The sequence below is a fragment of the Corallibacter vietnamensis genome (genome assembly GCF_039537875.1).
GTDB classification, from domain to species: domain Bacteria; phylum Bacteroidota; class Bacteroidia; order Flavobacteriales; family Flavobacteriaceae; genus Corallibacter; species Corallibacter vietnamensis.
Window position 1 is genome coordinate 1,163,633 of record NZ_BAABBI010000001.1, and the last position, 21,821, is coordinate 1,185,453.

18 protein-coding genes and 2 tRNA genes are annotated in these 21,821 nt (G+C 33.4%); 9 read left to right on the plus strand and 11 right to left on the minus strand.

The window, feature by feature from the left end; all coding sequences use genetic code 11:
- Positions 1–75 precede the first annotated feature (75 nt).
- From mutS to ABD690_RS05325, 3 genes are all read left to right on the plus strand, one after another.
- Positions 76–2,691: a DNA mismatch repair protein MutS gene (gene mutS / locus ABD690_RS05315; RefSeq protein ID WP_344728007.1), complete on the plus strand. Its 2,616-nt coding sequence runs from the start codon at positions 76–78 to the stop codon at positions 2,689–2,691.
- Between the two features lie 98 nt (positions 2,692–2,789).
- A tRNA-Gly gene (locus tag ABD690_RS05320) sits at positions 2,790–2,861 on the plus strand.
- Positions 2,862–2,893: 32 nt separating this feature from the next.
- Positions 2,894–2,978 (plus strand) — tRNA-Leu (locus ABD690_RS05325).
- A gap of 516 nt (positions 2,979–3,494) precedes the next feature.
- Here ABD690_RS05325 and ABD690_RS05330 read toward each other — a convergent pair.
- Positions 3,495–3,869: a hypothetical protein gene (locus ABD690_RS05330; RefSeq protein ID WP_344728009.1), complete on the minus strand. Its 375-nt coding sequence runs from the start codon at positions 3,867–3,869 to the stop codon at positions 3,495–3,497.
- A gap of 122 nt (positions 3,870–3,991) precedes the next feature.
- A complete protein-coding gene (locus tag ABD690_RS05335) occupies positions 3,992–5,254 on the minus strand; it encodes a 3-deoxy-D-manno-octulosonic acid transferase (RefSeq protein ID WP_344728011.1) in 1,263 nt (420 codons plus the stop codon).
- 70 nt (positions 5,255–5,324) lie between these two features.
- Between ABD690_RS05335 and ABD690_RS05340 the strand changes: the two genes are divergently transcribed.
- The 3 genes from ABD690_RS05340 (at position 5,325) to ABD690_RS05350 (ending at position 7,843) form a co-directional block, all read left to right on the plus strand.
- A complete protein-coding gene (locus tag ABD690_RS05340; RefSeq protein ID WP_344728014.1) occupies positions 5,325–6,443 on the plus strand; it encodes a DegT/DnrJ/EryC1/StrS family aminotransferase in 1,119 nt (372 codons plus the stop codon).
- Complete coding sequence (gene galE / locus ABD690_RS05345) at positions 6,436–7,455, plus strand: UDP-glucose 4-epimerase GalE (RefSeq protein ID WP_344728017.1); 1,020 nt, start codon at positions 6,436–6,438, stop codon at positions 7,453–7,455. Before ABD690_RS05340 ends, galE begins: the two co-directional genes overlap by 8 nt.
- A gap of 196 nt (positions 7,456–7,651) precedes the next feature.
- On the plus strand, positions 7,652–7,843 hold the full coding sequence (locus ABD690_RS05350) for a hypothetical protein (protein ID WP_344728021.1): 192 nt from the start codon (positions 7,652–7,654) through the stop codon (positions 7,841–7,843).
- Between the two features lie 43 nt (positions 7,844–7,886).
- On the opposite strand, the gene lspA is transcribed toward ABD690_RS05350, so the two are convergent.
- The 9 genes from lspA to ABD690_RS05395 form a co-directional block, all read right to left on the minus strand.
- The gene (gene lspA, locus ABD690_RS05355; protein ID WP_344728025.1) at positions 7,887–8,372 is read right to left on the minus strand and encodes a signal peptidase II; all 486 of its coding nucleotides are present in this window, start codon (positions 8,370–8,372) and stop codon (positions 7,887–7,889) included.
- 42 nt (positions 8,373–8,414) lie between these two features.
- Positions 8,415–9,296, minus strand: a complete 882-nt coding sequence (gene fabD, locus ABD690_RS05360; RefSeq protein ID WP_344728028.1) for an ACP S-malonyltransferase — start codon at positions 9,294–9,296, stop codon at positions 8,415–8,417.
- Between the two features lie 73 nt (positions 9,297–9,369).
- On the minus strand, positions 9,370–10,926 hold the full coding sequence (locus ABD690_RS05365) for an NAD(P)/FAD-dependent oxidoreductase (RefSeq protein WP_344728031.1): 1,557 nt from the start codon (positions 10,924–10,926) through the stop codon (positions 9,370–9,372).
- A gap of 135 nt (positions 10,927–11,061) precedes the next feature.
- Positions 11,062–11,985, minus strand: coding sequence for a dihydrofolate reductase (locus tag ABD690_RS05370; protein WP_344728033.1), 924 nt, complete (start codon positions 11,983–11,985; stop codon positions 11,062–11,064).
- Between the two features lie 146 nt (positions 11,986–12,131).
- Entirely contained in the window at positions 12,132–12,956 is an 825-nt protein-coding gene (locus ABD690_RS05375) for a thymidylate synthase (RefSeq protein ID WP_344728036.1), read from the minus strand.
- A gap of 91 nt (positions 12,957–13,047) precedes the next feature.
- On the minus strand, positions 13,048–14,760 hold the full coding sequence (locus ABD690_RS05380; protein WP_344728041.1) for a NupC/NupG family nucleoside CNT transporter: 1,713 nt from the start codon (positions 14,758–14,760) through the stop codon (positions 13,048–13,050).
- 17 nt (positions 14,761–14,777) lie between these two features.
- A complete protein-coding gene (locus tag ABD690_RS05385) occupies positions 14,778–15,392 on the minus strand; it encodes a bifunctional nuclease family protein (RefSeq protein ID WP_344728045.1) in 615 nt (204 codons plus the stop codon).
- A 116-nt stretch (positions 15,393–15,508) separates the two neighbouring features.
- Positions 15,509–16,468: an electron transfer flavoprotein subunit alpha/FixB family protein gene (locus tag ABD690_RS05390; RefSeq protein WP_344728050.1), complete on the minus strand. Its 960-nt coding sequence runs from the start codon at positions 16,466–16,468 to the stop codon at positions 15,509–15,511.
- Between the two features lie 21 nt (positions 16,469–16,489).
- Positions 16,490–17,236, minus strand: a complete 747-nt coding sequence (locus tag ABD690_RS05395; protein ID WP_344728054.1) for an electron transfer flavoprotein subunit beta/FixA family protein — start codon at positions 17,234–17,236, stop codon at positions 16,490–16,492.
- Positions 17,237–17,538: 302 nt separating this feature from the next.
- On the opposite strand from ABD690_RS05395, the gene ABD690_RS05400 reads away from it, so the two are divergent.
- The 3 genes from ABD690_RS05400 to ABD690_RS05410 all read left to right on the plus strand — a co-directional run bounded on the left by ABD690_RS05400 (position 17,539) and on the right by ABD690_RS05410 (position 21,764).
- On the plus strand, positions 17,539–18,516 hold the full coding sequence (locus ABD690_RS05400; protein ID WP_344728057.1) for a pyruvate dehydrogenase complex E1 component subunit beta: 978 nt from the start codon (positions 17,539–17,541) through the stop codon (positions 18,514–18,516).
- A gap of 67 nt (positions 18,517–18,583) precedes the next feature.
- The gene (locus ABD690_RS05405; RefSeq protein ID WP_344728059.1) at positions 18,584–21,085 is read left to right on the plus strand and encodes a DUF5686 and carboxypeptidase-like regulatory domain-containing protein; all 2,502 of its coding nucleotides are present in this window, start codon (positions 18,584–18,586) and stop codon (positions 21,083–21,085) included.
- A 151-nt stretch (positions 21,086–21,236) separates the two neighbouring features.
- Entirely contained in the window at positions 21,237–21,764 is a 528-nt protein-coding gene (locus ABD690_RS05410) for an inorganic diphosphatase (protein WP_344728061.1), read from the plus strand.
- The last annotated feature ends 57 nt before the right edge of the window (positions 21,765–21,821 follow it).

Consider the following 21,821-nt stretch of genomic DNA (forward strand, 5'->3'; position numbering starts at 1 on the left):
AGAAAACTTAAATTAATAACTACTTTAGCAATCCTACATTTTAGGCAAAAGTAACACATAAAAACCAGTTTACCGTTGGCAAAAAAAGCAAAGAAAGAAACACCATTAATGAAGCAGTACAATGCAATTAAAGCAAAATATCCAGATGCTTTATTATTGTTTAGAGTGGGTGATTTTTACGAAACCTTTGGTGAAGACGCTGTGCGAACGGCCAAAATATTAGATATTATATTAACCAAGCGTGGAGCAGGTAGTGACAGTGAAACCGAGTTAGCAGGTTTTCCGCATCATTCTTTAAATACATATTTGCCCAAATTGGTAAAAGCAGGTGAGCGTGTTGCTATTTGTGATCAGCTTGAAGACCCTAAACAAACCAAAACTATTGTAAAGCGAGGCGTTACTGAATTGGTAACACCTGGTGTAGCACTTAATGATGAAGTATTAAAATCTAAATCAAATAACTTTTTATGCTCTGTTTATTTTGGTAAGCAGTTTATTGGTATTTCATTTTTAGATATTTCTACTGGAGAGTTTTTAACGTCTCAAGGAAATGCTGAATACATTGATAAACTACTACAGAACTTTAACCCGAGCGAAGTTTTGGTTTCAAAACAAAAACGGATGCATTTCAATGAAGTGTTTGGGCAAGATTACCATACGTTTTATTTAGAAGATTGGGTATACCAAACAGACTACGCTAACGAAACACTTATAAAGCATTTTAATACTAAAACTTTAAAAGGATTTGGTATTGAAGATTTGCACGAAGGGATTATAGCTTCTGGAGCTATATTACATTATCTAGCGGAAACGCAACACAACAAACTCCAGCATATTACATCTGTTGGTAGAATTGCTGAAGATGACTATGTTTGGATGGATAAGTTTACTATTAGAAATTTAGAACTTTATCATTCTACCAATAATAATGCGGTTACTTTACTAAATGTGATTGATAAAACGATCTCGCCAATGGGCGGACGTTTATTAAAACGCTGGTTAGCTTTGCCGCTAAAAGATGTTGAAAAAATAAAACAACGTCATGAGGTTGTAGATTTTTTAAGTAAAAATGCACCTACACTTCAAAAGATTCAAAACCATATAAAACATATAGGCGATTTAGAACGCCTAATTTCTAAAACAGCAACCGCAAAAGTAAGCCCGCGAGAGGTGATTCAGCTTAAAAATTCACTAGAAGCTATTGTGCCTATAAAAGCTATAGCAACAAATTGTGATAATGACGCCTTAAAAGTTATAGGTGATACCTTGCAAAGTTGTGATGTGCTTCGTGAAAAAATAAAAGAAACACTTAATGAAGATGCGCCAGTAAATGTCCTAAAAGGACATACCATTGCAAAAGGGTTTTCTAATGAACTTGACGAACTTAGGGCATTATCAACTTCAGGGAAAGAATATTTAGATAAGATGCTTGAGCGAGAAAGTGAACGTACAGGAATTACATCACTAAAAATAGCATCAAACAACGTATTTGGATATTACATAGAGGTGCGAAATACGCATAGAGATAAAGTTCCAGAAGAATGGATTAGAAAACAAACATTAGTTAATGCCGAGCGTTATATTACTGAAGAGCTCAAAGAATATGAGGCTAAAATATTAGGTGCAGAAGAGCGTATTCTTACTATTGAACAACAATTGTTTTCTGAACTAATTCATTGGATGACACAATACATTAAGCCTGTACAACAAAATGCCTTTTTAATAGGAAAAATTGATTGCTTGTGCGGTTTTGCACAATTGGCAAATGATAGTAATTATGTGTATCCAACAATTGATGATTCGTATGATTTAGATATAAAAGAAGGTCGCCATCCTGTAATAGAAAAACAGCTGCCTCCAAGTGAAGCCTATATTGCAAATGATGTATATTTAGATAGAGAAAAGCAACAAATGATTATGATTACTGGGCCTAATATGTCTGGTAAGTCAGCTATATTGCGTCAAACTGCTTTAATTGTTTTATTAGCCCAAACAGGAAGTTTTGTGCCAGCAAAATCAGCTAGAATAGGATTGATTGACAAAATTTTCACCCGAGTAGGAGCAAGTGATAATATTTCTATGGGAGAATCTACTTTCATGGTAGAAATGAATGAAACAGCTTCAATTTTGAATAATATTTCAGAGCGAAGTTTAGTGCTTCTTGATGAGATTGGTCGCGGTACAAGTACGTATGATGGTATATCTATAGCATGGGCAATTAGTGAATACTTACATGAACACCCAGCAAAAGCAAAAACATTATTTGCGACTCACTATCATGAGCTAAATGAAATGACAGAAACATTTAATAGAATAAAAAATTACAATGTTTCCGTAAAAGAACTTAAAGATAATGTGCTTTTTTTAAGAAAGCTTGTAGCAGGAGGAAGTGAACATAGTTTTGGTATTCACGTAGCAAAAATGGCAGGAATGCCGCAACAAGTTTTACATAGAGCAAATAAAATTTTAAAAAAATTAGAGAAGTCGCATTCTAGTGAAGAACTCACAGATAAAGTAAAAACATTAAAAGATGACGAGATGCAATTAAGCTTTTTTAATTTGGATGATCCTCTTTTAGAGCAGATTAAAGAAGAAATTTTGCATACCGATATTGATACCTTAACACCTGTTGAAGCCTTGATGAAGCTCAATGAAATAAAGCGAATGTTGGTTAAAAAAAAGATGGTTTAAAATATTTTTAATTATTTTTTAAAAAAACCTTTGGTATTATAATAAATATATTAAATTTGCATCCGCAATGACAACGTTGCACGTTCATTTAAAAGACTGCGAAAGTAGCTCAGGGGTAGAGCATCACCTTGCCAAGGTGAGGGTCGCGGGTTCAAATCCCGTCTTTCGCTCTTGAAATACTTTCTTGAAAATATACCAAGATGCTGAAGTGGTGGAATTGGTAGACACGTTGGACTTAAAATCCAATGGCCATTATGGCCGTGCGGGTTCAAGTCCCGCCTTCAGTACAAAAGCCTTACAGAAATGTAAGGCTTTTTTTGTTTTATAATTGTTTGCGTTTTTGATTATAAACTCTTTATAAGTGAAAATGGGAGTAACTGCTATACTGCCTTTTAAGTATCTTAGTAGTAAAAATAATGCGATTATTATCATTGCTATAGCGGCTAGTGTTTTCCTAGCCTTAACTAAAATTATTTCTTTGTATGCTAGGTCGTTTAAGTTTACTATTTGTTCAGTAGATCAGTTTGTAAATAATTAAGTAATAAGGAATCTGCAATTGCAGCACCAGTTAAACTTTGGTCGCCAAGAAAGTGGCTATCAGAAAAATTTTTATCAATTTTTCGAGTGCATAGCATGAAATTATTGCTGCTAAATCAGTAGACCCTATAAAAGAGAAATCCAATTATTTATTAAATAAACTTTAGTTTTGAAAGTTATTTAATTAACTATGATGAGCTGTGTGAATTAGGCATAAAAAAAGCCCATACAAAAGTATGGGCTATAGAATTTTTACCGTTAAAGGATTAGTGAGCTTTTAATTCGTCCACTTTGTCTTTAGCAGCTTTAGCGGCTTTGTCTGCAGCTTCTTTAGTTTTGTCAGCAGCATTGTTTACTGCGTCACCAGCTTTATCTACAGCTTCTTCAGCAGCATCACCAGCATCTTCTAAAGCATCTTCAGTTGCGTTAGCAGCATTTTCTAAAGCATCACCAGTAGCTTCTGTAGCGTCTTCTACAGCTTCTTCAGTAGCTTCAGCAGCATTTTCTACAGCTTCTTCAGTAGCTTCAGCAGCATTTTCTATACTGTTTTCAACATCTTCAGCTTTTTTTTCATCTCTACAAGAAGTAAAAGTTACGCCTATAGCTAATAATAAAGCGGCGCTTAAAATTAATTTTTTCATTAGTTTAAAGTTTTAGTGTTAATTATTATAATAAATACGAATGTAACAACTTATTGGTTAACTATGCAAGTGTTTTTTAACATTTTTTAACATAGGGTGTTATTTCGAAATTTAAAATCATTCTATTTACGTAAGAAATCTATAATTTGGATGACGGCACCCTTATTTTTTTTTATGTACGCAAAGTTTAAGCGGCCTGAATGTTCACGTTTAGTTTGATTTGTAATCAAATCTGAAAGAATAATGTTTAATTCACCTTGATTTGAAATACTAAACATGCCTTGATTTTTAATCATGCTTTTAGCTTCAGGAAATTTTTCATAATGGTTACCAATAATTATAGGAACTCCAAAAACCGCAGGTTCAAGTGTGTTGTGTAATCCTGTGTTTCCTATGGCTCCACCAACGTAAGCAATGTTTGCATAGCTATATATTTTGGATAATAACCCAATGGTGTCAATAATTAAAACATGATATTGAGAGAGATCATTACTATCTTTTTCAGAGAATAAAATTGTTTTTTTATTGAGACTGCTTTTTAGTTTGCTTATTTGATTTGACTTAATATTATGAGGCGCTATGATAAATTTCACGTTATCATTTTGGTGATTGTTTATAAAGTCTATCAGTAAATTTTCGTCTTCAGGCCATGTGCTACCAGCTACAACACATAGTTTGTTTTGTTTAAATGTATTAACAAAGTCTAAAGTGTTGTCAATTTTTAATTGATTATAAACTCTGTCAAACCTTGTGTCTCCAGAAATGGTAACCGAATTATAATTTATAGATTCTAAAAGTTCTTTTGAGTCATTATCTTGGGTAAAAATATGTTCAAAAGCAAATAAAGCTTCTTGCATACCTTTTCCGTAAAATTTAAAAAAAGATTGATTTTTTCTAAAAAGAGCAGAGATTAAAATGGCTTTTAAATTTCGTTTTTTAACCTCTTTCAAATAATTAGGCCAAATGTCATATTTCACAAAGATGGTAAGCTCCGGATTTACCATGTTTAAAAAGTGTTTGGCGTTATGTTTTGAGTCAAGAGGCAAATACACAACAACATCAGCAATATCTGTGTTTTTTCTTATTTCATAACCAGAAGGAGAGAAGAAGGTTAATACAATTTTGTGTGTAGGAAATTGACTTTTTAACGCTCTAAAAACAGGAAGGCCTTGTTCATATTCTCCAAGAGAAGCACAATGAAACCAGAGTGTTTTGTCGTTTTTTTGAATCGCATTTTTCAATTTTTGAAATGTCTCTTTACGACCACGCACACCCAATTTAATTTTAGCATTAAATAGAGATAAAACGTGCAATACAAATTGAGCCAGATAAATAGTAAAATTGTAAAAAATACCCAAAGTTCTTTCTTTGATGCTAAAATACATTTCTTTGGTAAAATTTCATTGGTTTACGTTTGCTAATTTTGTAATTTCGTAGGATATGAAAAAAATTCAAATGGTTGACCTAAAGGGTCAATATTCCGGTATAAAAGATGTTGTTAATCCAGCTATTCAAGAGGTGATAGAGACAACAACATTTATAAATGGACCAAAGGTTCATGAGTTTCAAAAAAATTTAGAAAACTATTTAGGTGTTAAGCATGTTATACCATGTGCTAATGGTACAGATGCTCTGCAAATAGCCATGATGGGACTTGGGTTAAAACCAGGAGATGAAGTGATCACGGCCGATTTTACTTTTGCTGCAACCGTTGAGGTGATTGCTTTACTACAATTAACACCTGTGTTGGTTGATGTTGAGCCAGATACTTTTAATATTGATGTAGACGCTATTAAAAAGGCTATTACGCCAAAAACCAAAGCGATTGTGCCTGTTCATTTATTTGGGCAGTGTGCTAATATGGAGGCAATTATGGAGATTGCTCATGAGCATAATTTATATGTGATAGAAGACAACGCACAAGCAATAGGAGCGACATATACTTACAGTAATGGACAAAAAGCAAAAGCAGGAACTATAGGGCATGTAGCTTCAACATCTTTTTTTCCTTCTAAAAATTTAGGATGCTATGGTGATGGAGGTGCAATTTTTACAAATGACGATGCATTAGCACATACCATAAGAGGGATAGTTAATCATGGGATGTATGAGCGTTACCATCATGACGTAGTAGGTGTAAATTCTAGGTTAGATTCTATTCAGGCAGCTGTTTTAGATGCTAAATTGGTGCATTTAGATGCTTACAATCAAGCAAGAAGAGACGCAGCAAAAAAATATAACGAAGCATTTAAAGACATTGATAGTATAACAACACCTTTTGAATGTGGTACAGCTGATAATCATGTTTATCATCAATATACTTTAAAATTAAATGGTGTAGATCGAGACGCTTTAGTCAAATACTTAAACGAAAACGGTATACCTTGTGGTGTTTATTACCCAATTCCGTTGCATAGACAGAAAGCTTATCAAGATGAAAGATATAATGAGGCAGATTTTAATGTAACTAATGCATTAGTAAAAGAGGTTATATCGCTACCAATGCATACAGAGCTTGATGATGAGCAAATCAATTTTATAGCTGAAAAAATAAAAGTATTTATTAATGGCTAAAATATTGGTAACTGGCGGGCTAGGTTTTATAGGTTCGCATACTGTTGTAGAGCTTCAAAACAAAGGATTTGATGTTGTTATTATTGATAATTTATCAAACTCATCTATCAATGTTTTAGAAGGTATTACTGCTATAACAAAAAAAGAACCAGAATTTGAAAAGTTAGATTTAAGAGAAAAATCTAAAGTACAAGCGTTTTTTAAAAAACATGCAGATATAGAGGGGATTATACATTTTGCAGCAAGTAAAGCTGTTGGTGAAAGTGTTGGGAACCCATTATTGTATTATGAAAATAACATAAATACACTTATATATATACTTCAAGAATTAAAAGGTTTAAAGTTATTAAACTTTATTTTTAGCTCTTCATGTACTGTTTATGGTCAAGCAGATACGCTGCCAATAAAAGAAAGTGCACCAGTAAAACCTGCAGAGTCACCCTACGGAAACACTAAACAAATAGGTGAAAAAATAATAAAAGATACCTGTAAGGTAAATGAAGATTTAAACGCAATTTCCTTAAGATATTTTAACCCGATAGGAGCTCATGAGTCTATGCATATTGGAGAGTTGCCAATAGGAGTACCTCAAAATTTAGTGCCCTTTATTACCCAAACAGCAATAGGAATTAGAGAGCAATTATCTGTTTATGGAGATGATTACCCTACACAAGACGGTACTTGTATTCGTGATTATATTCATGTAGTGGATCTTGCCAAAGCACATGTTATAGCGCTAGAGCGGTTGTTATCTAGATCTAATGATAGTAATTATGAGGTTTTCAATTTAGGAACAGGAACAGGAAGTTCTGTCTTGGAAGTAGTAAAATCTTTTGAACGTGTATCTGGAGAAAAACTAAACTATAAAATTGCAGATAGACGAGAAGGCGATGTAATTGCTGCATATGCAGATACTGAAAAAGCTAATAATGTATTAGGTTGGACATCAAAATTATCACTTGATGACGCAATGCGATCTGCATGGAATTGGCAAAAAAAGTTGAAAAACTAGATATTTATATTAAAAAAAGGCTTTTTAGCGATTAAAATATTCTAAACAGATGTCTGTTTAAATTGTAAATATTTTAATCATATAGCAATATAATTGTCAAATTTAAAATAACACATTGATTAACAATGATTTAACTTTGGTTTTTTGGAATTGGGTATATAAGTTTGTTTCTTTGTATTTAATGATAAATGATATTATGAAACTGATTACTGTAAAAAGACAAACAAAAGACGAGAAAAGACACACCCCAAAGATGGGTGAATTATTAACCAAAGTGACCTATATTAGAAAGCAATTTTTAAGTGTTCCTTATAAAACTCTCCATAAGTATCGCGAAACTTATTATGGGGAAATTAAAGATTGCGAAGCTTGTAATTTAGCCAGGTAAATTCAATACAAAAAAGCCTCTGAAAATTCAGAGGCTTTTTTATTTATGCTTTTTTGTTTTTAAAATTTCCTAAAATTAAAAATCCGAGGCCTAGCATTACAAACATATCGGCTACATTAAAAATACCAGTCTTGAGAACACCACCTAAATCGATATGAAAAAAATCTGTTACAGATCCATAAACTATGCGGTCATAAACATTGGCTATTCCGCCACCTATGATAACACAAAAGCCCATTAATGACCATTTATCTAAATCTTTATTTTTTATAATATGAAATAGCACATATCCTAAAACAGCTATAGGCAGTAATAAAAGAAAGATTAGACGTAAAGTTGGGTTTAAGTCGCTTCCCATGCCCAAAAATGCTCCAGAATTCTCAACATTTGTTAGTATAAAATACTTGCCTATTAATTCTGTTTCTTGATACGGGGTTACATATAGTCGTACCAAAACTTTAGAAATTTGATCTAGCGCAATGCTAACAATAATTAAGATGCTGATTAAAGCATTACGAGAAAGTTTCATATTACCTAATTTGTGTTTGTAAACAATGTTTTAAAAAAAGACTTATTTAGAAGCAGATGCTGTTTGGGCTTCTCTGTTTATTTTCTTTACCAAGCCTTGTAATACATTACCTGGACCAACTTCAGTAAATAATGTAGCACCATCAGTAATCATTTGTTGCACGGATTGGGTCCATTTTACAGGAGCTGTTAATTGTGATATAAGATTAGCTTTTATTGTGTTCTCATCTGTAACAGCTGTAGTAGATACGTTTTGATAAATAGGACAAATAGGTTTGCTAAATGCCGTGTTTTCAATAGCAGCTGCCAATTCTTCTCGTGCAGGTTCCATAAGCGGCGAGTGGAAAGCTCCACCAACAGGTAATACTAAAGCACGACGAGCACCTTCTGCTTTTAACGCTTCACAAGCTTTGTTTATCGCTTCTACTTCTCCTGAAATAACTAGCTGTCCTGGGCAGTTGTAGTTTGCTGCAACAACAATACCATCTGTATTGGCACAAACTTTTTCTACAATAGCATCATCTAGACCTAAAACAGCAGCCATAGTGCTAGGTTGTAATTCACAAGCTTTTTGCATAGCTAAAGCACGTTGAGAAACTAACTTTAAACCATCTTCAAAGTTTAAGGCACCATTGGCAACCAAAGCAGAAAACTCGCCTAATGAATGTCCAGCAACCATATCAGGCTTAAAGCTATCTCCTAATGTTTTTGCTAAAATAACCGAATGTAAAAATATAGCAGGTTGCGTCACTTTAGTTTGTTTTAAATCATCTGCAGATCCTTCAAACATGGTGTCAGTGATTGAAAACCCTAAAATGTTATTCGCTTTTTCAAATAATTCTTGAGCTAATGTTGATTGTTCATATAGGTCTAATCCCATTCCTGAAAATTGGGCACCTTGACCTGGAAAAATATATGCGTTCATGTGTTCTGAATTTTAATGCTGCAAAAATAGGAATATTTTTTTTAGAGAACGGATGGTTTACTAATCCCTTTATTTATAAACCTGCGGCAGCCGCCTCAGCACAGCGTTCGCCATCCATAGCAGCACTTATTATGCCGCCAGCATAACCACCGCCTTCGCCACAAGGAAATAATCCAGCCACTTCAGGATGTTCTAATTTGCTATTTCTAGGAATGCTTACCGGAGATGATGTTCTAGACTCAACACCTATAATATTTGCTTCGCTTGTATAGTAGCCTTTCATTTTTTCTCCAAAGGCTTTAAATCCTTGACGTAAACGACTACCTATAAGCTTTGGTAATAAAGAATGCATTGGTGATGTGTTTAAACCAGGTTGATATGATGTAGGGTTTAAATCATTTGATAATTTGCCTTCAACAAAATCTGTTAAGCGTTGTGCTGGCGCAACTTGGCTACGGCCTCCAGCTGTGTAAGCAAGGCGCTCTAAATCTTTTTGGTATTCAAGACCTTTTAAAACACCAAACGCTTCATATTTGAATAAATCTTTATCAGCATTTATTTCAACAACAATGCCTGAATTAGCAAATTCATTATTTCGTTTAGATGGTGACATACCATTTACTACAACTTCTCCATTTGCTGTTGCAGCAGGAACAATAAATCCGCCAGGACACATGCAAAAAGAGTATACACCACGTTCATTTACTTGCTGTACCAAACTGTAAGACGCTGCTGGTAATAAGTCATGACGCTCACCTTGACAATGATATTGAATGGAATCAATAATATGCTGCGGATGTTCAACACGAACTCCCATTGCAAACGATTTAGCTTCTAGGGCTATGTTTTTTTTGTGTAATAAATAAAAAATATCACGAGCCGAATGTCCTGTTGCTAATATAACGCGGTTAGCAGTTAGCTCATCACCATTCTTTAGTTGAATTGCTTGTATGCGGTTGTCTTTAATAATAAAGTCAGTAACGCGAGATTCAAAATGTATTTCGCCACCGTATTTTAAAATAGTTTTACGGATATTCTGAACAACTTTAGGTAATTTGTTTGTACCAATATGAGGATGCGCATCTACCAAAATTTGATCTGTAGCACCATGATAAACCAGGTTTTCAAAAATACGACGAACATCACCACGTTTTAAACTTCTTGTATAGAGTTTGCCATCACTATAAGTGCCTGCACCACCTTCGCCAAAACAATAATTAGAGTCTTCGTTAACAAAATGATCTTGATTTATAGCACGCAAATCACGGCGTCTATTTTGAACATCTTTACCGCGTTCTAAAACGATTGGTTTAAACCCAAGTTCAATACAGCGAAGAGCTGCATACATGCCAGCGGGACCAAATCCTATAATATGAATAGGTTTAGCATTAGAAACATCACTATAATTAAAAGTATATTGTGATGATTGAGGTAATGGCTCCTTGATATAAACAGCAACTTTATAATTGAAAATTATTTTTGGGTTACGTGCGTCAATAGATTTACGCATTACTTTTATACCAGAAATGTCTTCTTTTGGAATTTTTAAAGCTTTAGCCGATTTTAAAACCAAAATATCCGTGCGCTCTTCTTCTTGAAGAGAAACACGTAATTGTACCTCTTTTACCATAAAGCGAAATTAGGCAAAAAGCGTGAAATGTAACAGATTAAATTTTGAGAGTTTTGTTTAAAGTCTATATGTAAAAACAGTGATTGTAATTTGATTATAGGTGTTAGATCAAAGTAAACTCAATAGTTCTTCTCTTTAAATTCTTTCATATGTTATAAAAGAAAAACTGTATTGATGTTTCTCATCTTTATCATGAAATACACTATTGGTTTCTTTCCAAATAGTTCTATCAATTATCGGGAAAAATGTATCGGCGCCATCAAATGTACCATGAACACGCGTGAGTTCAATTTTGTCAGCAAGAGACAAAGCTTGTTTGTATATTTCGCCACCACCAATAATGTATGGTTGCTTGTCTAGTCGAGCAGCATCTAGAGCGTCTTCTAGGTTGTTTACAACTATAACTCCGTCTGGTGCAGGATAACGCTCTTGTCTTGTGATAACTATATGAGTTCTGTTTGGTAGTGGTTTTGGAAAGCTTTCAAAAGTTTTGCGTCCCATAATAATGTGATGCCCATTGGTTAAGGATTTAAATCGTTTTAAATCGTTACTTAAATGCCATATTAAATCATTGTCTTTGCCTATAGCATTATCTTCACCAGCAGCTACAATTATTGTTAGCGTTGATGATTTGTTTGCTTTCTTTTTCTCTTGAAGTGTTTTTTGCACTTCTCGTTTTGCAATTTGCGTTTCTTCAATAAGTAGTTTTTCCTTTATTGCGTCTATACGTTCTTGTTGTTGTGCTACTAATTTATCTAATTGTTTTTGTTCCCACTTTTCACTTAAAAATTTTGATGTTACAAATACATTAAAAAAGTGATAAACAAATAAAAAGAACCAAAGTAAAATAGCATAAACAAACCAGTCAACTCCAAGAGGTTTTATAGTTTCACCAATACCTAAAGCAGTGTTAGCGAGAATTAAAAAAACAGCACCAATAATAAAAACTATAAAATGAGCATACAAGCGTTTTTTTTGCTTAATACGTTTTTGAGCTGTTTTTATAAGTTCTAATTGCTCTTTATCTATTTGAGGTGTTTGCTTTTTCTTTCCGAACATAATTTTAAAATAAATGAGACAATAAATTTACTGCTTTTTCATAAAAAAATATTAATCAACGCTAGAGATGTTTGTTTTGTATTTTATTTGTATTGAATAGTTTATGGGGTTTGTTTGTAGGTGAGATAAAGAGTAGCTATAAGGTTTTAAATAGCTACGGCTCCTTTTATATGTGGATGCGGATTGTAATCTACTAATGTAAAATCATCAAAAGTAAAGTCGAAAATATCTGTTACTTCAGGATTCAATTGCATTTTAGGAAGTGGCCTTGGTTCTCTGGATAATTGTAACTCTAATTGCTCATAATGATTGCTGTAAATATGTGCGTCTCCAAATGTGTGTATAAAATCTCCTGCTTCATAACCACATACTTGTGCCATCATCATTGTTAGTAACGCATAAGATGCAATATTAAAAGGAACTCCTAAAAAAATATCAGCACTACGTTGATATAATTGACAAGATAATTTTCCGTTAGCTACATAAAATTGAAAAAACGCATGGCAAGGTGGTAAAGCAGCTTTATTGTTGGCTACATTTTCACTGAAACTTTTTGATGTATCTGGTAATACTGAAGGGTTCCAAGCAGAAACTAGCATGCGTCTGCTATTTGGGTTGTTCTTAAGAGTTTCAATGACTTCCTTTATTTGGTCAATCTCATCACTATTCCAGTTACGCCATTGGTGTCCGTAAACAGGTCCAAGATCTCCTTTTTCGTCAGCCCATTCATTCCAAATGCGCACGCCATTATCAGTTAAATATTTGATATTGGTATCTCCTTTTAAAAACCATAATAACTCATGAATAATAGATTTTAAGTGTAACTTTTTAGTTGTTACCATAGGAAATCCTTCGCTTAAATCAAATCGCATTTGGTAACCAAAAACACTTTTTGTTCCAGTGCCTGTGCGATCTCCTTTTTCATTGCCGTGTTCTAAAACATGCTTTACTAAATCTAAATATTGCTTCATGATTTTTGCTTTTTCTGAAAAAATAAAAATATAAAAAAGGGTTAAATCAAAAAGATATAACCCTTAAATGATATAAAAAGTTATTAACTGCTTATCCTATAATCATTCCTGCTATAGTTGCTGATAATAAGGATGCAATTGTTCCTCCAATTAATGCTCTTAATCCAAATTCAGAAAGTGTTTTTCGTTGGCCAGGAGCTAGTGATCCAATACCACCAATTTGAATACCTATTGAGGCGAAGTTTGCAAATCCACATAGCATATAAGTTGCCATTATAATAGATTTTTCAAACTTTAAGTGCATGATGCTTGATGCGTTTTTTAATTCTGCTAATTGAATATATCCTACAAATTCACTAGCTGCTAGTTTAATACCTAGTAATTGTCCCATAAGCGCCATGTCTTCTTTAGCGACACCTATAAGCCACATTAATGGCGCAAATATGTATCCTAAAATAAACTCTAAAGAAAATGCCGTATATGGCGTATTTTGAGCAATCCATGTGTTTAACCCTACAATGCCACCTAGTTTACCAAACCCATAATTTATCATAGCAATAAAGGCTACAAATACGAGTAGCATTGCTCCAACATTAGCTGCTAGTTTTAAGCCTTCAGTAGTTCCTGTAGCAATAGCATCTAAAATATTAGAACCAATACTTTCTTGAGAAACTTCGAGTTCTGAATTTATTTTTGCTTGTTGCGGATATAATATTTTAGAAATAACAATAGCTCCAGGAGCTGCCATTACAGAGGCTGTAAGTAAGTGTTTAGCATAAAAAACTTTTAATTCAGGATCACCACCGCCTAAAAAACCAATGTAAGCCGCCAAAACACCACCAGCTACTGTGGCCATACCGCCAACCATGACTAATAGTATTTCAGATTTAGTCATTTTTTCTAAATAGGCTTTTATCATTAAGGGTGCTTCTGTTTGACCTAAAAAGATATTACCAGCAACACTTAAACTTTCGGCGCCAGAGATACCTAATAATTTTGTTAAAATCCAAGCCATGCCTTTTACGACTACTTGTATAACTCCTAAATAAAATAATAATGAGGTAAGCGCTGAAAAGAAAATAATGGTTGGTAATACTTGAAAAACAAAAATGAACCCGAAACTTTCTACGTCCATCATACCGCCAAGTAAAAACTCACTACCAGCTTGTGTGAACTCCAATATTTTGACAAATATTTTTCCGACAAATTCAAATGATTTTTGAACAAAAGGAATTTTAAGAACACCAATAGCCAGTAATAATTGTGCGGCTAAACCAAAACCTATGGTTTTCCAGTTAATAGCTTTACGATTTTTACTTAATATAAAAGAAACAAATAAAAGCACGAGCATTCCTAAAGCTCCTCTGGCAAGACTCTGCATAGAAAATCCTTGACTAGGAATAATGGTATCTTCAGATTTACTTAATGTTGTTGCCGCAACGTCATCTAAATTTTTTACTGATGAAAGCGTATATGTTGTGTTTTTAGTTGTTAAAACTAGTGTAGAATCTGTTAGATCTTTAATTTTATAGCGTACTGTATGCTCTTTTGGCGTGGCATAGTAAGCGACAAGTAAGCTGTTTTGATACATGTAATCACCAGTTGCTTTTGTTCTAGATTGATTGGTGATTTTAAAAGCACTATCATCAAGAGTTAAAGTGTCAGATTTTTTTATTGTTGCAAGAGAATCATTAACTGTTTGAGCTACTGCTTCAACATGCCATTTTTTTTCTATGTCTTGAGCGAATACGGATGATGTTAATCCAAAAAAAATAGCAGTAATCGCTAGTAAAAAATGTTTCATTTGTTTTAGAAAGTTAGTTAACGTTTAGAGATTTCGTCTCTTATTTTTGCTGCTTTTTCATAGTCTTCATTAGCAACAGCTTCATCTAGAAGGTTGTGTAATTCTTCAAGTGTTTTACCTTTAAACTGTTCTTGAGGGTTTCCTGTTTCTACTTCTTCAGCAATTAAATCATCTACTAAAATACTGTCTTCATTTGCAGGGCTTTCCTTTTCAGGGTTTATTTTTAGATAAATACCAGCTTTGTCAAGAATGTTTTTATAAGTAAATATAGGTGCTTGAAAACGTAGTGCAAGAGCAATGGCATCACTAGTACGCGCATCGATAATTTCTTCAATTTTATCACGCTCGCAAATTAAACTAGAATAAAAAACACCATCAACAAGTTTGTGAATAATGACTTGTTTGACAATTATGTCAAAACGATCTGAAAAATTTTTAAAAAGGTCGTGTGTTAAGGGCCTTGGAGGTCGTATTTCTTTTTCTAAAGCAATGGCAATTGATTGTGCTTCAAAAGCACCAATAACTATTGGAAGTTTACGGTCACCATCTACTTCGTTTAAAATCAAAGCGTAAGCGCCATTTTGAGTTTGGCTGTACGAAATGCCCTTTATGTTAAGACGAACTAAGCTCATAAATTTAAAAACACAAAGAACTGTTTAAATTAGGACTTTACCAAACTGAAATTAACAGATTTGGAGATTTAGACCAAATTCAAACAGTCCTTTAACAATACAATTTATAAAAAAAATTATTGTTGTGCTTTAAATTCTTTTATTTTCTCAATGAGTTTTGGTACTACTTCAAAAGCATCACCTACAATTCCGTAATCAGCAGCTTTAAAGAAAGGTGCTTCAGGATCTGTGTTGATAACTACTTTTACTTTTGAAGCGTTGATACCTGCTAAATGCTGAATAGCTCCAGAGATTCCAACCGCAATATATAAGTTTGATGCTACTGGTTTTCCTGTTTGTCCTACGTGCTCACTGTGTGGTCTCCAACCTAAATCACTTACAGGTTTAGAGCATGCTGTAGCAGCGCCAAGAACATCTGCTAATTCTTCTATCATTCCCCAGTTTTCAGGACCTTTTAATCCACGTCCACCAGATACTACAACTTCAGCATCTGCAATAGTAACTTGACCTGTAACTTTATCTACAGCATCAACTTGTACTTTTATTTCTGGAATAGAAGCTGAAAAATCTTCAGCAGCTGCACTTGCAGTATTTTCTTTTAATCCGAAAGCATTTTTTGAAACTGCTACTAATTTAACATCAGAGTTAATTGTAGTCATATTAAATGCTTTGTTTGTAAATGCAGTACGTTTTACTGTAAATGGCGATGTGCTAGAAGGCGCTTCAACCACATTAGATGCAAAACCTGCATTTAAATCTACTGCTAAAAGAGGTGCTAAATACTTGCTGTCTGCACTTGAGCTTACAATAACAACTTTGGCATCTTCTTTTTCTGTAGCTTGTTTTATAATGCTTGCATAGGCATTAGCATTAAATTTATCTAAACTAGCATCGTTAACTTTTAATACTTTGTCAACACCGTAGTTTCCTAAAGCTGATGTGTCATCGGCATTTATAGTAACTGCAGTTACTGTTGTTCCCATTTGGTCTGCAACAGCTTTTGCATAAGAAGCAACTTCAAACGCTACTTTTTTAAATTTTCCTTGTTCTGATTCTGTATATACTAAAACTGACATCTTTTCTTTTTTGTACGTTAATTAAATGACTTTTGCTTCGTTGTGAAGTAGGTTTACTAATTCACCAACATTATCTGCATCTACTAAAGTAACAGCACCTTTTGGAGCTGGTTTTTCAAACTTAACAGAAGCTGTTTCAGCTGATGCGTCAACAGGTTCTACAACGTTTAGAGGTTTTTTACGAGCCATCATAATACCTCTCATATTAGGAATGCGTAAGTCACTTTCTTCAACAAGTCCTTTTTGACCACCAATTACTAATGGTAAAGCTGTAGATACAGTTTCTTTTCCTCCATCAATTTCTCTTACTGCTTTTGCCGAAGTTCCATCAACCTCAAGGCTAATACAGTTGTTTACAAAATTTGCACTTGTTAATCCAGCTAACATTCCTGGAACCATACCACCATTGTAGTCGATAGATTCACGACCAGCAATTACTAAATCGTAACCACCATTTTTTACAACATTTGCCAATTGCTTTGCGACTGCAAAACCGTCTGTAGCTTCTGTGTTAACTCTTATAGCTGTATCTGCTCCTATAGCCAGAGCTTTGCGAAGTGTTGGTTCGGTTTCAGGACCACCAACATTTACAACGTCTACGCTTGCACCTTGTTTTTCTTTAAACCACATAGCACGCGTTAAACCAAATTCATCATTAGGGTTGATAACGAATTGCACACCATTTGTGTCAAATTTTGTATCGCCATCTGAAAAATTAATTTTTGAAGTCGTATCAGGTACGTGACTAATACATACTAATATTTTCATATTTGTTATATTTTATAATTTGAATAACTTAAATTTTAGGTTACGAAGTTAAATATTTTAATTTGAATATTTGTTATGCGCGCATAGTAAATTTGTGTTTTTTTGAGAAAAAAGATGGTTTTTAATCTAAAATTAAAATAATACGCGGTTTTTTTGAGAATAATTTAACATTGATAGGTGATTTTGAATTCAATCCCACTTACTAAAAATACAAAGGTTTTACAAGATTGATAAATAAAAAAAAACCCGTATGTCTTTTTACGAAATATTGTTATTTTTGCTTTCCGATTAAATAAATAAAAATGAAAACAATTCAATTTAGAGAAGCAGTTTGTGAAGCCATGAGTGAAGAGATGCGCCGTGATGAAAGCGTTTACTTGATGGGTGAAGAAGTTGCAGAGTATAATGGTGCTTATAAGGCGTCAAAAGGTATGTTAGATGAATTTGGCCCTAAACGTGTTATTGATACACCAATTGCAGAGTTAGGTTTTGCAGGTATAGCAGTAGGTTCTACGATGACTGGTAACAGACCTATTGTAGAATACATGACGTTTAACTTCTCTTTAGTTGGGATTGATCAAATTATAAATAATGCGGCTAAAATCAGACAAATGTCTGGTGGCCAATTTAAGTGTCCAATTGTGTTTCGTGGACCAACAGCATCTGCAGGGCAGTTGGCAGCAACACACTCTCAAGCTTTTGAAAGCTGGTTTGCTAATACGCCTGGGTTAAAAGTTGTTGTGCCTTCAAATCCATATGATGCTAAAGGTTTATTAAAATCTGCTATCCGTGATGATGATCCAGTAATTTTCATGGAAAGTGAGCAAATGTATGGAGATAAAGGCGAAGTGCCAGAAGGTGAATATGTTATTCCGTTAGGTGTTGCAGATGTTAAACGAAAAGGTGATGATGTAACAATTGTATCTTTTGGAAAAATCATTAAAGAAGCTTACAAAGCTGCTGACGAATTAGAGAAAGAAGGTATTTCATGTGAAATTATAGATTTACGTACCGTACGTCCGTTAGACAAAGAAGCCGTGTTAGAGTCTGTAAAGAAAACAAATAGGTTAGTAGTTTTAGAAGAAGCTTGGCCTTTTGGAAACGTGTCAACAGAGTTAACATATATCGTGCAATCAGAAGCGTTTGATTATTTAGATGCGCCTATTGTAAAAATTAACACAGCCGATACACCTGCGCCATATTCTCCTGTATTATTAGAAGAATGGTTACCTAATAGCGACGATGTTGTTAAAGCAGTAAAAAAAGTATTATACAAATAAATTCATATTTTTTTACGTTATTTAAACTTCATTGGCAATATTATTGTTGATGAAGTTTTTTTGTCTTATGAAGTACAATTTACTTTTAACATATTTACTACTCGGATTTGCCTCTGTGTTTGCCCAAACCAAAGTAAGCGGCCATGTGTTTGATGAAAACAATGAACCAGTTGCTTATGCAAATGTTATATTTAAATCGTCTTCTGAAGGAACTATTACAGATGAAAACGGGCGTTTCTATTTAGAGTCTGATGAATCATGGGAAACGTTAATAGTCTCTTTTGTTGGTTATGAAACCATAGAATATCCTCTAGAAAAACGTGTTAATTACGAAATGCGTTTTAATATCAAAGAAGAAGCAGCCGCTTTACAAGAGGTTGTAATTGTTACAGGAAAGCAATCAAAAAAAGCCGAAGAGAACCCTGCAATTGCCATTTTAAAAAAAATATGGGAACGCAAACGTAGAAACGGCTTAAAACAATTTGATCAGTATGCTTACGATAAATATGAAAAAGTAGAATTTGACCTCAATACCATAGATAGTTCTTTAATGAAAAGCAGACTTTTTAAAGGTATGGAGTTTGTTTTTGAAGACCTAGATACCTCAAAAGTTACAGGTAAAACCTATTTACCAATGTTTATTAATGAATCTGCAAGTAAGGTTTATGGCGATAACATTTTAGAAAAAGAAAAAGAAACATTAGAAGGTAACAAAAATTCTGGTTTTGATAACAATCAAGTTGTAATAGCTTTTATAGACGATTTGTATTCAGATTATGATATCTATGATAACTATTTAAAGTTTTTTGATAAAAGTTTTGTGAGTCCATTATCAAAAACAGGAATAAACACCTATAATTATGTCTTGTCAGACAGTGCATTTATAGACAACAAATGGTGTTACAATATCATTTATTACCCAAGACGAAAAAACGAACTTACTTTTAAAGGCGACTTTTGGGTTAATGACTCAACCTTTGCTATTAAAGAAATTAATATGCAAGCCTCTAAAAGTGCCAATATAAACTGGGTAAAAGAAATTTATATAGAACAAGAATTTGAAGTGCTTAATGATTCTGTATTTTTAATAAAACGAGATTATTTTATGTCTGACTTTTCTTTTCAAAAGAAAGAAAAAGCTAGAGGAATATATGGTAAGCGTACCACTTTATATAATGATTATGTTTTTAATGAGCCCAAACCTGAAAAGTTTTATACCGAAAAAGTTTTTAGTTATAATGACGATGCTTATAACAGAGATGATGCCTTTTGGGAAAAAAATAGGTTAGAAAAACTAAACAAAGACGAGAAGGGCATTTATAAAATGCTAGACACGTTAAAAACGGTAAAAAAATTCAAACAGTTATACAGTTTAGGAAGTATTTTAGCTTCAGGATATATAGAGTTTGACGATTTAAATTTTGATTACGGCCCTATTTTTTCAACATTTGGGTTTAACGAAGTCGAAGGTCTACGCATAAGAACCGGAGGAAGAACCTATTTTGGACCTAACGATTTATGGCGACTAGAAGGGTTTACTGCTTACGGATTTAAAGATCAAAAATTTAAATATGGTATTTCAGGAAAACTTTTGTTAGATCAAAAAACACGTTTAATAATTTCTGGAGGTTACAGAAAAGATATAGAGCAAATAGGAGCCAGTTTAACCACATCTACAGATGTATTAGGAAGAAGTTTGGCATCATCATCCATAGTTGGTACAGGAACAAACGATAAGTTGACATCTATTGAATTAAGTAGTCTTGCACTGTCAATGGAACCTGTAAGAAACCTTATATTTAGAGTAAGCGGTAACTTTAGAACATTATCATCTGCTTCACCAACATTTAGTTTAGACTACATAGATGCTACATCACCTACAGGAATTTCATCTGAAATAAAACAGTACGAAAGCAGTTTTTCTGTATCCTATTTTCCAAAAAGAAAAATGACAGGTTACGGTGTTGAACGTTATGAAGCTAACGATTATTTTGCCACATTATTTGCACAAGTTAGTCGTGGTGACCAAACGATTTTTAGTAGTGATTTTGATTACACCAAAGTGCAATTCTCATACATACAGCCATGGCAAGTAGGAGGTTTTGGTGTTTTATATTCTACATTAGAAGCCGGTAAAACTTTTGGAGAAGTACCTTTAGGGCTTTTAAGTGTCGTTCCTGGTAATCAATCGTATTTTTCAATATATAATACGTTCTCTCAATTAGATTTTTATGAGTTTGTAACTGATACCTATGCCACATTACATTTACAGCATAATTTTAATGGTAGACTATTCTCAAGAATACCGCTTTTAAGAAAACTAAACTTAAGAGAGATTGTGAGTTTACGTGGTGTTTGGGGAGATTTGTCAAACGAAAATATCTTACTTAACCAACCTTCAAACATACCTCTAGTTGCTCCTAATGATGAAATTTATTGGGAATACAGTTTTGGTATCGGAAACATCTTTAAGGTGTTTAGATTGGATTTTAACTTCAGGGGAAATTATCTAGATAATCCTAATGCTAGAAAATTTGGCGTAACAGGCAGTTTTGGATTTGATTTTTAAAATAAAAATGATTGAAAATTGCTAAAAACAGTATTATTTTTTCAATATATATCAAAGTCAGGTTCTATTTTGTTGCCCAAACCCAAAGACTTACATATCTTTGCAGCCCTTAAAAACAGTGATTTAAATAATTAAAATATATATACCAACTATGAGTCCAACAGAAAAAGGAACATTTGATGTATTGATTGAAATACCAAAAGGAAGTAGAAATAAATACGAATATGATTTTGAATTAAAGAAAATTCGATTTGACCGTATGTTATTCTCATCAATGATGTACCCTGGAGATTATGGGTTTATTCCAGAAACTTTAGCTTTAGATCAAGATCCTCTAGATGTTTTAGTATTAGGAACAGAACCAACATTCCCAATGTGCGTTATGGAAGTAAAGCCAATAGGTGTTTTTCATATGACAGATGAAAAAGGACCAGATGAAAAACTAATTTGTGTACCAGTTTCTGATCCTATTTGGAATAGATATAATGATATTCAAGACTTAAATCCTCACAGAATTAAAGAAATTGAACACTTTTTTCAAGTATACAAAGATTTAGAAGAAAAGAAAGTAGATGTTGGTGGTTGGGGCGATGCAAAAGAAGCATACCAAATACTAGACAAATGTATAGAGCGCTACGAAACTAGCGAGCATAAAGCAAACGGAAACTTTACAATCTAGTACAAGCTTGTAATATAGTAAATTAAAGCCCTTACACTATAGAAGTGTAAGGGCTTT